At 55.9% G+C, this 15,008-nt stretch carries 10 protein-coding genes; 7 read left to right on the top strand and 3 right to left on the bottom strand.

The features are described 5' to 3' along the window. Positions 1–85: 85 nt before the first annotated feature. Positions 86–280, bottom strand: coding sequence for a DUF6316 family protein (locus ACSQ87_RS23635; protein WP_223433102.1), 195 nt, complete (start codon positions 278–280; stop codon positions 86–88). A 211-nt stretch (positions 281–491) separates the two neighbouring features. On the opposite strand from ACSQ87_RS23635, the gene ACSQ87_RS23630 reads away from it, so the two are divergent. Next, positions 492–1,451, top strand: a complete 960-nt coding sequence (locus ACSQ87_RS23630; protein ID WP_223433101.1) for a DMT family transporter — start codon at positions 492–494, stop codon at positions 1,449–1,451. 122 nt (positions 1,452–1,573) lie between these two features. On the opposite strand, the gene ACSQ87_RS23625 is transcribed toward ACSQ87_RS23630, so the two are convergent. Next, positions 1,574–2,968, bottom strand: coding sequence for a class II fumarate hydratase (locus ACSQ87_RS23625; RefSeq protein ID WP_123368995.1), 1,395 nt, complete (start codon positions 2,966–2,968; stop codon positions 1,574–1,576). 192 nt (positions 2,969–3,160) lie between these two features. Between ACSQ87_RS23625 and ACSQ87_RS23620 the strand changes: the two genes are divergently transcribed. The 5 genes from ACSQ87_RS23620 to ACSQ87_RS23600 all read left to right on the top strand — a co-directional run bounded on the left by ACSQ87_RS23620 (position 3,161) and on the right by ACSQ87_RS23600 (position 7,493). Continuing rightward, entirely contained in the window at positions 3,161–3,685 is a 525-nt protein-coding gene (locus ACSQ87_RS23620) for a DUF2059 domain-containing protein (protein WP_134419115.1), read from the top strand. Positions 3,686–3,697: 12 nt separating this feature from the next. Continuing rightward, positions 3,698–3,997, top strand: coding sequence for a BolA family protein (locus tag ACSQ87_RS23615; RefSeq protein WP_008151216.1), 300 nt, complete (start codon positions 3,698–3,700; stop codon positions 3,995–3,997). 102 nt (positions 3,998–4,099) lie between these two features. Beyond that, positions 4,100–5,041 carry an oxygen-dependent tRNA uridine(34) hydroxylase TrhO gene (gene trhO / locus ACSQ87_RS23610; RefSeq protein ID WP_436274502.1) on the top strand — a complete coding sequence of 314 codons (942 nt, stop codon included), beginning with the start codon at positions 4,100–4,102 and terminating at the stop codon, positions 5,039–5,041. 39 nt (positions 5,042–5,080) lie between these two features. Then, entirely contained in the window at positions 5,081–5,683 is a 603-nt protein-coding gene (locus ACSQ87_RS23605) for a DsbA family protein (protein ID WP_191623581.1), read from the top strand. Next, entirely contained in the window at positions 5,676–7,493 is a 1,818-nt protein-coding gene (locus ACSQ87_RS23600) for an ABC transporter ATP-binding protein (RefSeq protein ID WP_223433099.1), read from the top strand. The genes ACSQ87_RS23605 and ACSQ87_RS23600 overlap by 8 nt, the downstream gene beginning before the upstream one ends. Positions 7,494–7,559: 66 nt before the next feature. On the opposite strand, the gene ACSQ87_RS23595 is transcribed toward ACSQ87_RS23600, so the two are convergent. Next, positions 7,560–12,254, bottom strand: coding sequence for a deaminase domain-containing protein (locus ACSQ87_RS23595; RefSeq protein ID WP_436274501.1), 4,695 nt, complete (start codon positions 12,252–12,254; stop codon positions 7,560–7,562). Positions 12,255–12,478: 224 nt separating this feature from the next. Here ACSQ87_RS23595 and ACSQ87_RS23590 point away from each other — a divergent pair, with 224 nt between their 5' ends. Continuing rightward, positions 12,479–14,938: an EAL domain-containing protein gene (locus ACSQ87_RS23590; protein WP_436274500.1), complete on the top strand. Its 2,460-nt coding sequence runs from the start codon at positions 12,479–12,481 to the stop codon at positions 14,936–14,938. The last annotated feature ends 70 nt before the right edge of the window (positions 14,939–15,008 follow it).

The raw sequence follows: 15,008 nt of genomic DNA, 5'->3' as shown, positions 1-15,008 counted from the left end.
CGAGCAAGCCCGCTCCCACATTGGATCTATGCCACACACTAGATCCCTGTGGGAGCGAGCCTGCTCGCGATGCAGGCGCCACGGTCTACAGATTCATCCGCAAAAGCAGCATCCGCTCGATGTAAGCCTGTACCTCCCGCGCCAATTTCTCCGGGTTTTCAAACGGTCCCTCCAGAGTGTTTTCCCGGGTGCTGAAATACAATTCCCCATTCACACGACACATCCGGTCACAGCGAAAGTGAGTGGCGGGGGCATTGTCCTGGGCGCGTTTGCCGTACATGGCGATCTCCTGAGGAATGTTCCTGTTGGCGAATCCCATGAGCTTATGCATGAACCACTTGCAACGCCTGGCCAACCGATCGACGGCAGAGCGCCAATTTAATGGTGCGACCTGCACAGTTTCATTCGCGGCCAGCGCCCAACTGTCCCTGTGTGCCGAACGGCTCTAAGCCTAGAATGACCGTTCTCGCCACTTGGCTTCGGGGTTCGCAATGCACATTTCATCGGGTCGCTGGGTTTACGGTCTGTTCCTGGCCTTGGTGACCGCGCTGCTGTGGGGAATCCTGCCGATCAAACTCAAGCAAGTGCTGCTGGTGATGGACCCGGTGACAGTGACCTGGTTTCGCCTGATCGTATCCGGCGGGTGCCTGTTCATTTATCTGGCGGCGACCAAACGCCTGCCGAGCCGCAAGGTACTCGGGCCGCGTGGTGGCTGGTTGGTGTTGATGGCGGTGCTCGGTCTGGTGGGCAACTACGTACTGTACCTGATGGGCCTGAACCTGCTTAGCCCCGGCACCGCGCAACTGGTGGTGCAGATGGGCCCGATCATGTTGCTGATCGCCAGTCTGTTTGTGTTCAAGGAACGGTTCAGCGTGGGGCAGGGGATCGGCCTGCTGGTGCTGTTGATCGGCTTTGCCCTGTTTTTCAATCAGCGGCTGGCCGAGTTGCTGACCTCGCTGACCGAGTACACCACCGGCGTGCTGTTGGTGCTGTTGGCGTCCACGGTCTGGACGTTCTACGCCTTGGGCCAGAAGCAATTGCTCACGGTGTGGAATTCGCTGCAGGTGATGATGGTGATCTACCTGTTCTGCGCGCTGTTGCTGACGCCGTGGGTGCATCCGCTGGAAGCGCTGCAACTGAGTCCGCTGCAAGGCTGGCTCCTGCTGGCGTGCTGCATGAACACCCTGATCGCCTATGGCGCGTTTGCTGAGGCTTTGGCGCATTGGGAGGCGTCGCGGGTCAGTGCGACGCTGGCGATTACGCCGTTGGTGACGTTCGCTGCGGTGGCCGTGGCTGCGTGGTTGTGGCCGGAGTATGTGCATGCCGAGACGATCAATGGTCTGGGGTATGGCGGGGCGGTGCTGGTGGTGCTGGGGTCGGCGCTGGTGGCGTTGGGGCCGTCGCTGATTGCCGGGCTCAGGGCCCGAAAGGTGCGGATGGCGGCAGGTTAGACCGCGTCATCGTTCTTCGCGAGCAAGCCCGCTCCCACATTTAACCGAGTTCTATCAGAAGAATGCGGTCCCCTGTGGGAGCGGGCTTGCTCGCGAAGACGGAGTGTCAGGCGCTACAAAACTCAGCCCTTGGCACCGGCCTCCAGCATATTCTCCGGCCTTACCCACGCATCGAACTCTTCATCCGTCAGATACCCCAATTGCAACGCCGCCTCACGCAAGGTCAGCCCTTCGGCATAAGCCTTCTTGGCAATCTCCGCCGATTTGTCGTAGCCGATGTGCGGATTCAGCGCTGTCACCAACATCAACCCACGCTCCAGATGCTCAGCCATTTTCTCTGCATCCGGTTCCAGGCCGGCGATGCAATGCTGCTGGAAGTTGCTGCAGCCATCGCCCAGCAGGCGGATCGATTGCAGCAGGTTGTGGATGATCACCGGTTTGAACACGTTCAATTGCAAATGGCCCTGACTCGCTGCAAACCCGATGGCGACGTCGTTGCCCAAGACCTGACAAGCAAGCATCGATAGCGCTTCGCACTGAGTCGGATTGACCTTGCCCGGCATGATCGAGCTGCCCGGCTCGTTGGCCGGCAGTTTGACTTCGGCGAAGCCTGCTCGCGGCCCGGAGCCCAGCAGGCGCAGGTCGTTGGCGATTTTCATCAGGGTCACGGCGAGGGTTTTCAGCGCGCCGGACAGCGTGGTCAGCGGCTCATGGCCAGCCAGGGCGGCGAATTTGTTGGGTGCGGTGACGAACGGCAGGCCGGAGAGGGCGGCCAGCTCGGCAGCGATGGCTTCGCCAAAACCGTGGGGCGAGTTCAGCCCGGTGCCGACCGCAGTGCCGCCCTGGGCCAGTTCACAGACGGCCGGCAGCGCGCTGCGGATCGCCCGCTCGGCGTAATCCAGTTGCGCGATAAATGCGGACAGTTCCTGACCGAAGGTAATCGGCGTCGCGTCCATCATGTGGGTGCGGCCGGTCTTGACCAGTTTCATGTGCCGCGCGGACAGCTCGGCCAATCCGCCCGACAGTTCGTTGATCGCCGGCAGCAGTTGCTGTTGCACGGCCTGGGCTGCCGCGATGTGCATGGCGGTCGGGAAACAGTCGTTGGAACTCTGGGAGCGGTTGACGTGATCGTTGGGGTGAACCGGCGACTTGCCGCCGCGAGCATTACCGGCCAGTTCGTTGGCGCGACCGGCGATCACTTCGTTGACGTTCATGTTGCTCTGGGTGCCGCTGCCGGTCTGCCAGACCACCAGCGGGAACTGGTCGTCGTGGCTGCCATCGAGCACTTCGTCGGCGGCCTGTTCGATCAGCCGGGCGATGTCGGCGGGCAGGTCACCGTTGCGGTCATTGACCCGCGCCGCGGCTTTCTTGATCAGCGCCAGGGCATGCAGCACGGCCAGCGGCATTTTTTCGTTGCCGATGGCGAAGTTGATCAGCGAGCGTTGCGTCTGAGCGCCCCAGTAGGCTTCATCCGGGACTTCCACCTGGCCAAGGCTGTCGGTTTCGATACGGCTCATCATGCACACTCCTGTAGGTCGATAGCGCAGTTTAGGCCGTGATCGCCGGCCGTGGTTCCATCAGTCTGGTTTTTGACCATTCAACCCCTCTAAATCAGGCCCGACAAGGCTTGGGGTTGAGCGACACACTTTTTTAGGTGCAGAATGGTCGCCCTTGGGGTAATGACCTCGCCTGCTAGAAAAGGAAACTCGATGACTCGTCTTCGTGCCATCTGTACCGCGGTTGCACTGGTTTGCGCCAGCGGCCCTGTTTTTGCCGATACCGCCAGCCACAACGCCAGTGCCGAAGCTTTCCTGACTCTGGCGCACGCTGACAAATTGGGCACTCCGGTGTACATGCAAGTGCAGCAAATGTTCGCTCAGCGCTTTGCTCAGACCAAAGCCCCTGAATCGAAAAAGGCCTTGCTGGAAACCTACCAGGCCAAAGCCAACGCCGCGCTGGACCAAGCCATTGGCTGGAACAAGCTGAAGCCGGACATGGTCAAGCTCTACACCACCAACTTCAGCGAATCCGAGCTGAAAGACCTGGTCGCGTTCTACCAGTCGCCACTGGGCAAGAAAGTCCTGGAAAAAATGCCGCAGCTGACTCAGCAATCGGCCCAGATGACTCAAGCCAAGCTGGAAAGCGCCGTGCCTGTGGTCAACAAACTACTGGCTGACATGACGGCCGAGCTGGAGCCTAAAGGCGCCGCCGCTCCAGCCAAGAAAAAGCCTTAAGCGGAGTTCGGTATGACCATGCAACAACGCATCGAATCGACGCTGGGCCTGTTGCAGCCGCAGCATCTGCAAGTGCTGGATGAAAGCCACATGCACAGCCGTGGGTTGCAGACCCACTTCAAGGCCGTGGTGGTCAGCCAGCAGTTCGAAGGGCTCAACCGCGTCAAGCGTCACCAGAAAGTCTACGGCACGCTCGGCGAGCTGATGGGCGAGTTCCATGCGTTGGCGCTGCATACCTACACGCCAGAGGAATGGGCACAGATCGACGCGGCTCCGGCCTCGCCGACCTGTGCTGGCGGCAGCAAGCATTAAGCATCGGTTTTTTGCTAGAATCCGCAACGCGCCGCTCACCCGGCGCGTTTTTTTTCGCATCCGGTTCACCCCTTACGAGGGTAGCCACCTGGAGAATCACCCATGACACAACAGATTGTCGTGGCGGCACTGTATAAGTTCGTCACTCTGGAAGATTACGTCGCCCTGCGGGAGCCACTGCTGCAAGCGATGGTCGACAACGGCATCAAAGGCACGCTGCTGATCGCCGAAGAAGGCATCAACGGTACCGTGTCCGGCAGCCGCGAAGGCATTGACGGGCTGATGGCCTGGCTCAAGAACGACCCGCGCATGGACGACATCGACCACAAAGAGTCGTATTGCGACGACCAACCGTTCTATCGCACCAAAGTCAAACTCAAGAAAGAGATCGTCACCCTCGGCGTCGAAGGCGTGGACCCGAACAAAAAGGTCGGCACCTACGTCGATCCAGAAAACTGGAACGCGCTGATCAGCGATCCGGAAGTGCTGTTGATCGACACCCGCAACGATTACGAAGTATCGATCGGCACCTTCGAAGGCGCCATCGACCCGAAGACCACCAGTTTTCGCGAATTCCCCGACTACATCAAAGCCAACTTCGACCCCTCCGTGCACAAGAAAGTCGCGATGTTCTGCACCGGCGGCATTCGTTGTGAAAAGGCGTCGAGCTATATGCTCAGTCAGGGCTTCGACGAGGTCTATCACCTCAAGGGCGGCATTCTGAAGTACCTCGAAGAGGTGCCGCAGGAAGAAACCAAATGGCAGGGCGACTGCTTCGTGTTCGATAACCGCGTGACCGTGCGCCACGACCTCAGCGAAGGCGACTACGATCAATGTCATGCCTGTCGTACACCGATCAGCGTCGAAGACCGCACATCCGAGCACTACGTGGCCGGCATCAGTTGCCCGCATTGCTGGGATAAGCTGAGCGAGAAGACCCGTCGCAGTGCCATCGACCGGCAAAAGCAGATCGAACTGGCCAAGGCTCGCAACCTGCCTCATCCGATCGGCTACAACTACAAGCAAACTCCTTCCGAGGTTTGAACCATGTCTGCGCAACGCCTGCTCTATGTGATGGACCCGATGTGTTCCTGGTGCTGGGGCTTCGCACCGGTGGCCAACGCGCTGGTCGAGCAGGCGCAAGCAGCGGGCGTGGACGTGCACCTGGTGGTGGGCGGTTTGCGTACCGGCAGCGGTTCCGCGCTGGAGCCGACCACCCGGCGCTACATCCTTGAGCATTGGCAGGCGGTCAACGAGGCGACTGGCCAACCGTTCAAGCTGGAAGGCGCGTTGCCCGACGGGTTTGTCTACGACACCGAACCTGCCTGTCGGGCGCTGGTGACTGCACGCAGCCTGGCGCCGGATTGCGCGTGGAAACTGCTCGGGCTGATTCAGCACGCGTTTTATGCCGAAGGTCGCGATGTCACGCATGCCAGCGTTCTGGTGGAGCTGGCGGAGCAAGCCGGTCTGCCGCGCATCGAGTTCGCCGCCGCGTTCGACCGTGCCGATCAGCACGCCGCGACGGCGGCCGATTTCACCTGGGTCCAGGACCTGGGCATTGCCGGTTTCCCTACCTTGCTGGCTGAGCGTAATGGTCAATTGGCGCTGTTGACCAATGGCTATCAGCCGCTCAGCGCATTGTCTCCGTTGCTCGGCCGCTGGCTGGAGCGCGCTGCCTGTGCATGATCTGCCCGACGACGAGCCAACTGTTTCACGTGTCGACCGTCTGAGCTGGGCAGAAATCCGTCGCCTGGCGCTGCATCACAAGAAATCCCTGTGGATCGCCAACGGCGTGGCGGTGTTGGCAACCCTGTGTAGCGTGCCGATTCCCTTGCTCCTGCCGTTGCTGGTGGACGAAGTACTGCTGGGCCACGGCGACGCCGCGCTGAAGATCATGAACCACGCGCTGCCAGACGACTGGCAAAAAGCGACGGGCTACATCGGCCTGATGCTGCTGGTGACCTTGTTGCTACGCTGTGGCGCCTTGTTCTTCAACGTGGTTCAGGCAAAGTTGTTTGCGGCACTGGCCAAAGACATCGTGTATCGCATTCGCACACGGCTGATCGAACGGCTCAAGCGTATTTCCCTGGGCGAATACGAAAGCCTGGGCAGCGGCACGGTCACCACGCATCTGGTCACCGACCTGGACACCGTAGACAAATTCGTCGGCGAAACCCTCAGTCGTTTCCTTGTGGCCATGCTGACCCTGGTCGGCACCGCCTCCATCCTGATGTGGATGCACTGGAAGCTGGCGTTGCTGATCCTGCTGTTCAACCCACTGGTGATCTACGCCACGGTACTGCTGGGCAAACGGGTCAAGCACCTGAAGAAACTCGAGAACGACAGCACCTCGCGCTTTACCCAGGCACTGACCGAAACCCTCGATTCCATTCAGGAAGTGCGTGCCGGCAACCGTCAGGGCTTTTTCCTAGGGCGCCTGGGGCAGCGCGCCCGGGAAGTGCGCGATTACGCGGTGAACTCGCAGTGGAAAACCGATGCCTCGAACCGTGCCAGCGGCTTGCTGTTCCAGTTTGGCATCGATATTTTCCGTGCGGCGGCGATGCTCACCGTGCTGTTTTCCGACCTGTCCATCGGCCAGATGCTGGCGGTGTTCAGCTACCTGTGGTTCATGATCGGTCCGGTGGAACAGCTGCTGAATCTGCAGTACGCCTATTACGCGGCGAGCGGCGCGCTGTCGCGGATCAACGAGTTGCTGGCCCGGGCCGATGAGCCTGAATACCCGGGCGGTGTCGATCCGTTCAACGGTCGCGAAACCGTGGGCATCGAAGTCCAGGGATTGAGTTTCGGTTACGGCGACGAGCTGGTGTTGAACCAGATGAACCTGTCGATCGCCCCCGGCGAAAAGGTCGCGATTGTCGGCGCCAGCGGTGGTGGTAAAAGCACCTTGGTGCAGTTGCTGCTGGGTTTGTACACGCCGCTCGCCGGGACGATTCGCTTCGGCGGCTCGACCCAGCAAGAGATCGGCCTGGAAACCGTGCGCGAAAATGTCGCCGTGGTCCTGCAACATCCGGCGCTGTTCAACGACACCGTGCGCGCCAACCTGACAATGGGCCGCGAACGCAGTGACGAAGCCTGCTGGCAAGCGCTGGAAATCGCGCAATTGCACGCCACGATTCGAGAGTTGCCCAATGGCCTGGACAGCATCGTCGGACGTTCCGGTGTGCGCTTGTCCGGCGGCCAGCGTCAACGCCTGGCGATTGCACGGATGGTGTTGGCCGAACCCAAAGTAGTGATCCTCGACGAAGCGACCTCAGCGCTGGATGCCGCCACTGAATACAACCTGCACCAGGCGTTGGCGCGGTTCTTGAGCAACCGCACCACGCTGATCATTGCGCACCGGTTGTCCGCGGTGAAGCAGGCCGACCGGGTGCTGGTGTTTGATGGCGGGCAAATTGCCGAGGATGGCGACCATCAGCAGTTGATTGCTGATGGTGGTTTGTACGCCAAGCTGTATGGGCATTTGCAGCAGCATTGAGCGGGTTGAACTTAGTTTGGGTTGCTCGAAGAGCTGCCAATGCTGCAGGATTTGTTGCTGAGGTTGTCAGGATTGTGCTTGGCGTCCATTAGGGCGCTTGCCCCATATCACGTTGAGCGCATCGACCCCATGGTCATAACCGAACCCTTTCAGAATGATTGAGCATGAGTCGCACGGCGGCAGGGTAGTGACAACGTTGATCGATTTGATGTCACCAGTGTTTGGGTATTTATCACTGATGTAAGCGATCAATTTACTTTCGCTGTCTACGGATGTTGCCCACTTGATAACGTTGGGTCGGGTCGGATCGGTAATTGGGTGAGGGATCGATAGCAACGCCTCACCACTCGATAGTGTTAAGGAGTCAAGGGTTGTCGACTTCCTCAACTGGTCGACGTTGAAATAGACCGAGTCACCGTACTCAACTTGACTTTTATTGCCCGCGAACAGGGGGAGGTGTCTGGTATTGTTCCTGGTTCCAGAAACGCTGACGTAAACTTCACTCTTTCCTGTAGCGGTTCTGACTTCGGCAAAAGCGATATTACGCAACTTTTTCCGATGATTGGGTTGAATGAGCTTTTGTAGATCCTCCATCGCATTGTCAATCTTCGTGCTGTTGGATGCCACACTTGTAGCCCTTGAAAAAAGGGTGTCGAATCTATTCGCAACGTCTTGCTGTAATTCGATGGATGTCATAGTACTTTTGGCCCATAAACTCGCGCCATCTGAAAGTGTGGCGGCCATTGCCCTTGTTGGGCCATCAAACAATAGTGATGTTGCGGAATAGGCTGTCACGTTCACCCACTTCAATTCATCGATAGGGTTCGCCGCTACTCCAATGTCTACCGCGTATTCATCAAGTTTATCCAGCGCCTGATGAACCTTGTCTTTTCCATGAATACACACCATGTTGTTCGCATTCAAGGATCCTATGTATATGCGTCGTAACTCTTTTTCGACCGTGTCTTCCAAAAGTTGTTGTTCGGACACCTTGCTCATTTGCAACGGCCCTTGGACGCTGTCGCTGGCTGAAAGCTTGACCATGTAGTAATCATCCATATGCAGCTTGGCGAATACGTACCGATGGCTTTTGTCCTTGGAATAAACGACGAGCGCGCCGACTTCATGTACATCATCGATTTTTTCGGCGCTGCCGGTCACTTTCAAGCCTCCATAGATTCCCTGCTGAAATTCGAGGCGGGCGTTGATGGTTTTCTTGGGTATAGGCTTTTTTTTGGTAAGACCGATCCATTTAGGCATGCCCTTGTAAGTAATGAGTTTACCGTCTATGACCTCGTAAATTTTCTCTTCAAACGCCAGTAGTTGACGGGATTGGGTTGATGTCGATTGAGAGGGGGTGAATCTGCCGTCCCCGAACCATGGAGCCCAACTATCCTCAACATCCATAAAAGTGCCTGCGGTGGGGCGCTCAGCAGGATGGTCGGTGATGACGTACCTGGTTTTGCAGACTCCTTCGGGGGCCCTGCGAGAACGACAAGGAACAGTTTTTAGACTCTCGCTTGCATCGAGGCTGTCGACTCGCGACAAAGCATTTTCATGATTTCGGTATGGCACGTTGTCGATGAACACAGTTGTTCTACCATCAACCTCTAATGTCGTTCTAACTAGAGCTGTTTCGGCAATTACATACAGCTCCTCATTATCTGCAATGCCTATTTTCTGATATGTCGAAGAGCCCATTGATATGTCATGCGCGGGCAAACTGGGTCCGAACGGTTTGCCTGAAACGGGATCGACTGCATGGAAGGCTGGCGATACAGCAGAACCGGTATTGCGTACAGGTACATCTTCCAAGCCTTTGACTGACGCTAGTCGATCACCGGTCGACAAAGGCCTCCAGCGGCCCGCACCGCCGATTTGTGGCAGGCTCTGAGCAAATTCGTAGTGGCCGGCCTTGCCCGCCATAGCTTTGATTTTGAAAATGCCGGATCTACCCAGCTTTACCCCTCGGGATCCCAGTGCCTTGAGCAGCGAGCCGACTCCGTCAACCGGATTCAATGCTTGCAGGGTCAAAATCGACACCTCTTTAGTCAGTGACGCAAATGCGGTGAGCCTGGCGAGTATTGTCAGCCGGCTTGCATTGCCCAGCAGTTTTATCGAGCCGGAGACCAGTTTGCCGATGGGCAGGCCAAATGAAGCCAGGTCCATCGACAGGCCGAATGCACCGTTCACCTTACGTTCTGTATCATCGGAGGTTATGTCTTCGATAGACGTCCAGAACGGTACAAGAGTCTTGGCGAAATTCTCGAAGCGTTTCTGAGAGGCCGCGGCGCGGTCAAACTGTGTCTGACCATAAGCAGCGTGGTGAAGCACTTCCGGATCAACGAACAGCAGTTCGGTAGCGATGAAGTGACTGATTTCCTGGCTGCGTTTTGAGTTTATCGTCAGGGCTAGTCCGTCGGCGCTCTCCATAGTGCTGCCGGGGGGCATGAACGTGTGGCCCAATTGTTCGATGATGGCCTCGCAATGCGCTACATCCAGCGGTTTACTGCCTGTTGAGTGAGCTTTCCAGTCAAAGTTTAATGTCTTATGGCGCAAGACTTCGACGGGGTAGGGGTTCATGCCTATGTGCCAGGTCTCGGACTTGAGTAGACCGCCAAATAGCTCCGTGTCTAGATTGCCGATGCGACGTATGACTCCGGCTCTTGGCAGCAGTTCAAATGTGCTGGTAACACCTTGGTATGTAGTCAGCAACAGCAGGCCATTACGGGCGCGGAGCGGTAATATTTTTTCAGGCGTTTCGTACTTGGCCTCTACTTTATACGTTTCCTTTCTCAGGGTGTATATCTTGAGCGTTCCCAATTCCAGCGCCTGCCGGTCAGAGAATGTAAGTGATGACAGCAAGCTTTTTATTAGTGTTTTATAGGCGCCAGTCTGCGAAATTATATGGTCTTTGAAGTATTGTTCAAATAGTTCTTTGACATTGCAGATGGTGGTGTATTTTTTGCTGGATGAAGTGTCTCCGGTGCGTAGTTTTCTATCTTCATCTAACCAAATATAAAAACTGATGGCGTTGCTATTTTTTTTGATAACTGCCCATGTTTTTTTGCCGTCAAAATTATTGTCCGCGACGACGTCAATGGTCGAGTGTCTTTTCATCCAGTTAAGGTATCGGGCGGGCTCCGCCAGTTCATGATCACTCCAGAAGGAATTGATTACAGAATCTTTGTCAGATACTTTAGGGAAATCATGATCGATGACGGATTTTGCAATGGACAGGCGTTCGGGCGTCGCTTTATTGAGTTTGCTGAGCGCGTCGCTCAAAGCATTGGTGTATGTGTCCAGTTCTAATATCGCTAAGTCAATTTCGGTCTGTGTATATTCTTCATGTTGTTTTTGTGGAATTAAACCCTGGGTTGTCGCCCACTCCACTGTCGGCAGTAGCCTCGCGAGAGCTACAGCACGCAGTTGCTCTTTTTTCGCGCCCTCGTTTATTTTCAAGGGTGTATTGACCAGCTGTTGGAAGGTTTTTCTGTACAGCACCTTGGAGTCGGTAAAATTTATGAAGTTTACGCCGCTCACAAAGTTGACCCAAACAACGGAGCTTCTATAAGGCAGATCTTTCGGAATGTCGCTGATGCGGAATTCGGTGGGGAACTCGTGGAGGAACAGCCTTGCCATGACAGTGGCTTCTTTTTTTGAGATGGCCCGTCTTGATGTGAATAAATGATCTTTAAATTCCCTCCATATATCTCTGTAGCTTTTTCCCCAGTTTAAATTGGATTTCAGGTCGTAACCGGCGATCCTGTCAGGGTATTCAATAGTTTGCGATTTGAACCAGATTTGCAGCGCTTGGGCTACCACTTTGGTGCGTACATGAGGCGAGGTTTCTTCACCCACTTTTCCGCCGTACCAATCCATCGTTGTCAGCAAAACGGTTCCTAATTTTTCGGCTTCCGGACTTTGCAGGATCTTTTGAAGAAAAACTGTTGGCTGGACATCAACCGTTTCAGGCATGGCTGACGCAAGAATGTCGTTGGCTAAATGGGTCAGCGGGGATGTAACTCCTTCAGGTAGAAATGATTGGATGACTCTTTTGATTTCGCCTGTAATGAACTGCCCTTGCAATTCATCACGGGATTCGGTTGTCAGGACACCTTGAAAAGAAACCTGTCGATCTTCTTTCTTAAGAATTGGTTTGAGGTCCAGTATGTTGAAATCGTCCTCGAGCCCCAATTGAAAAGTTGCGTTCTTTTCTTCAAGGGTATCGATGGCGGCTTGATGTTCAGCGGTGTTGGCCGGATCCCAAGGGTGTAACCCGTAAAACGTGGCAATCCTGGGTGCCGAGATCAGGCGGTCATAGCGAATTTGTCCGCCCAGCAAGGTGGCAGCCTTTTCGATCCGGGTTCGAAGTGCTTGCCAGTTTTCGTTTCCTGTCAGGGGCAGTTCGATCTTGTTTGCACCTTCGCGATTTGAAGTCTCATAAACAAAGCCCCGTTCTTTCAAGGTGACGATCAGATAGTGCGGGGAGACATTGTTTTTTTTGCACAGTGCACGGTAGTCGGGATCCACAAGCAACTGCTGTAACGCTTCCTGGCCAGATTCGTTTTCATGATTCAAGGGTGAAAAAGATCGTGGCCTGAGTAGCGTTTGGGAAAAACCAGATAGTGAACCCACCTCCTCACGTAAAACTGATCGCAACAGTTCATAGTCCTGGAGTTGACCCTGATGGACCTGAGCGGTGGTCGGGGATGAAGTGCCTGGGGCGTTTGAAGCGCCATTTGAAGGGGTTGTTTGCATGATGCGGCTTCTCTTGTCTTGCTTCGGTTGGTTCCCTGCGGTTCAGCAGGGGGATCGGTACCGATTACAAGGACCTGGAAGAGAGTCCGTGCGGTATATATGTATCGCGAGGGGACCGCAGTGTGTTTTTTGTTGATCACTTGCCGGGACTTAGAACGCACCCTAGTCTAGCTGTAGCGATCACGTCGGGATGCTGATCTGGTAGTGCTAAAACAAGGGACCTCATGAATCAAACGCGGACTCACGGAACGCCACGGTTGTTGGGCATCGTCTGGCCATTTATCGCTGTCGTGCTGTTTCAGGCGATGCTCGGTGGCGTCAGCCTGTACGTGCTGTCGGCGGTTCGCGGCTACGTTGCCGGTGAAAGCCTGTGGTCCAAAGGCCAAAAAGACGCCATCTATTACCTCAATCTCTACGCCGACAACCGCGACGAGACGATTTTCCTCAAATACCAGAACGCCATTGCCGTACCTCAGGGTGGCCACGAGTTGCGTGTGGCGCTGGATCATCGGCCACCGAATATCGAAGCGGCACGGGTGGCGATCCTCAAGGGAGGTAACCACCCGGATGACATCAATAGTGTGATCTGGCTGTACCTGAATTTCCGGCACTTCAGATACCACGAGAAAGCCATCGACCTCTGGAAGGTGGGCGATGCGTATCTGGTGCAACTCGATGCCATTGCGCGGGAGATGCATCAGCGCATCACCACCGATCAGGCCACCGATGCCGATATCAAGCGCTGGAAGGATCAGATATTCGTCATCAACGAAAGTGTGACACCGGCAGCGAAGGCCTTCAGCGATGCCTTGGGCGAAGGCTCGCGGATGATCCTGCGGGTATTGCTGGTGACCAACCTCGCCACCGCCCTGGGCTTGATTGCATTAGCACTGATGCGCACCCACAAACTGCTCAAGCACCGCAATGCGTTCGCCGAGGCCCTGCAGTTGGAGAAGGACCGGGCGCAGATCACCCTGCAATCAATTGGCGATGGCGTGATCACCACGAATGTCGACGGCGCAATCGCCTACATGAACCCGGCCGCCGAGGCGTTGACTCACTGGAAGGCCGAGCAGGCGACGGGTTTGCCGCTGGCGGCGCTGTTCAATCTGCTGGACGAGAACGCTCAGGCCGATGGCTTCACGTTGATCGAGCACATTTTGAGCGGACAGCTGAGCGGTGGCAGCGAACACTCAAAACTGATCCAGCGCCTGGATGGCAGCACGGTTTCGGTCACCCTGGTCGGTGCGCCGATCCGCAACGCCGGCAAGGTCAGCGGTACCGTGCTGGTATTGCACGACATGACCCAGGAGCGGCAATACATTGCCAATCTGTCCTGGCAGGCGACCCATGACGCCTTGACCGGGCTCGCCAACCGCCGCGAATTCGAATATCGCCTGGAACAGGCGCTGCATAACCTGGCGCGGCAGTCGGGGCGCCATGCCCTGATGTTCCTCGATCTGGATCAGTTCAAACTGGTCAACGATACCTGCGGCCATGCGGCGGGTGACGAGTTGCTGCGGCATATCTGCGCTCTGTTGCAATCCGGTTTACGCGAAGGCGATACCCTGGCCCGGTTGGGTGGCGACGAGTTTGGCATCCTGCTGGAGAACTGCGCCCCGGAAGCCGCCGAGAAAATCGCCGAGGGCCTGCGTCAGACCGTGCAGAACCTGCACTTCGTCTGGAAAGGCCGACCGTTCGTGACCACTGTGAGCATCGGACTGGTTCACATCGCTCAGAATCCGACCACTCTCGAAGCCTCGCTGCGCGCTGCCGACATGGCCTGCTACATGGCCAAGGAAAAGGGCCGCAATCGGGTTCAGGTCTATCACCCCGATGATTCGGAACTGTCCCTGCGCTTCGGCGAGATGGCTTGGGTGCAGCGCTTGCACATGGCGCTGGAAGAAGACCGCTTCTGTCTGTACGCACAGGAAATCGCGCCCCTTGGTCATATCGAGAAGGGCGGTGGACATATCGAAATTCTGTTGCGCCTGCATGACGAAGCCGGACGCATGATTTTGCCCGACAGTTTTATTCCGGCTGCTGAGCGTTATGGTCTGATGACGTCCCTTGACCGCTGGGTTGTACAGAACGTTTTCAAAATTATTGCCCAATGCATAGCCGAACAGCACAAAGGACCATTGGCCATGTGTGCGATTAATCTGTCAGGCACAACTATCGGAGATGAGGCGTTTCTGCACTTCCTGCGTGAACAGTTTGTTACTTACTCCATACCGCCTGAAATGATTTGTTTTGAAATTACTGAAACCAGTGCTATTTCCAATCTCGCAAGTGCAATCAGATTTATTAATGAACTCAAAGGTTTAGGTTGCCACTTTTCACTGGATGACTTTTGCGCCGGAATGTCCTCATTCGCATACTTGAAACATTTACCTGTAGACTTCTTGAAGATCGACGGGAGTTTCGTAAAGGATATGCTGGACGACCCGATTAACCGCGCCATGGTCGAAGTGATCAATCACATCGGTCATGTTATGGGTAAGCGTACGATTGCCGAGTTTGTTGAAACACCCCAGATCGAGCAGGCATTGCTGGAGATCGGGGTGGATTACGCTCAAGGGTATGTTATTGAACGCCCGCATTTGTTTACCCGCGACAGTTTACAAAGTCGTCCAGCCAGGCCTCAGCCTTTGTTATTCAAGGCGCCTGGCACGTTCCGTTGAAATCTCTTGCTGATCCTTATAATCACAATCAAAAGGAGCTCGACAGTGATCGACACATTCAACCGAACCG

Source organism: Pseudomonas sp. LjRoot277, from assembly GCF_964253845.1.
In the GTDB taxonomy this organism is placed as follows: Bacteria; Pseudomonadota; Gammaproteobacteria; order Pseudomonadales; family Pseudomonadaceae; genus Aquipseudomonas.
This window is presented reverse-complemented; position numbering and strand designations above follow the sequence as displayed.

Bases quoted from the DNA above. Each gene is read 5' to 3' on its own strand.
- ACSQ87_RS23635 (WP_223433102.1), bottom strand. From the start codon at position 280: ATGTACGGCAAACGCGCCCAGGACAATGCCCCCGCCACTCACTTTCGC.
- ACSQ87_RS23630 (WP_223433101.1), top strand. From the start codon at position 492: ATGCACATTTCATCGGGTCGCTGGGTTTACGGTCTGTTCCTGGCCTTG.
- ACSQ87_RS23625 (WP_123368995.1), bottom strand. From the start codon at position 2,968: ATGAGCCGTATCGAAACCGACAGCCTTGGCCAGGTGGAAGTCCCGGAT.
- ACSQ87_RS23620 (WP_134419115.1), top strand. From the start codon at position 3,161: ATGACTCGTCTTCGTGCCATCTGTACCGCGGTTGCACTGGTTTGCGCC.
- ACSQ87_RS23615 (WP_008151216.1), top strand. From the start codon at position 3,698: ATGACCATGCAACAACGCATCGAATCGACGCTGGGCCTGTTGCAGCCG.
- trhO (WP_436274502.1), top strand. From the start codon at position 4,100: ATGACACAACAGATTGTCGTGGCGGCACTGTATAAGTTCGTCACTCTG.
- ACSQ87_RS23605 (WP_191623581.1), top strand. From the start codon at position 5,081: ATGTGTTCCTGGTGCTGGGGCTTCGCACCGGTGGCCAACGCGCTGGTC.
- ACSQ87_RS23595 (WP_436274501.1), bottom strand. From the start codon at position 12,254: ATGCAAACAACCCCTTCAAATGGCGCTTCAAACGCCCCAGGCACTTCA.
- ACSQ87_RS23590 (WP_436274500.1), top strand. From the start codon at position 12,479: ATGAATCAAACGCGGACTCACGGAACGCCACGGTTGTTGGGCATCGTC.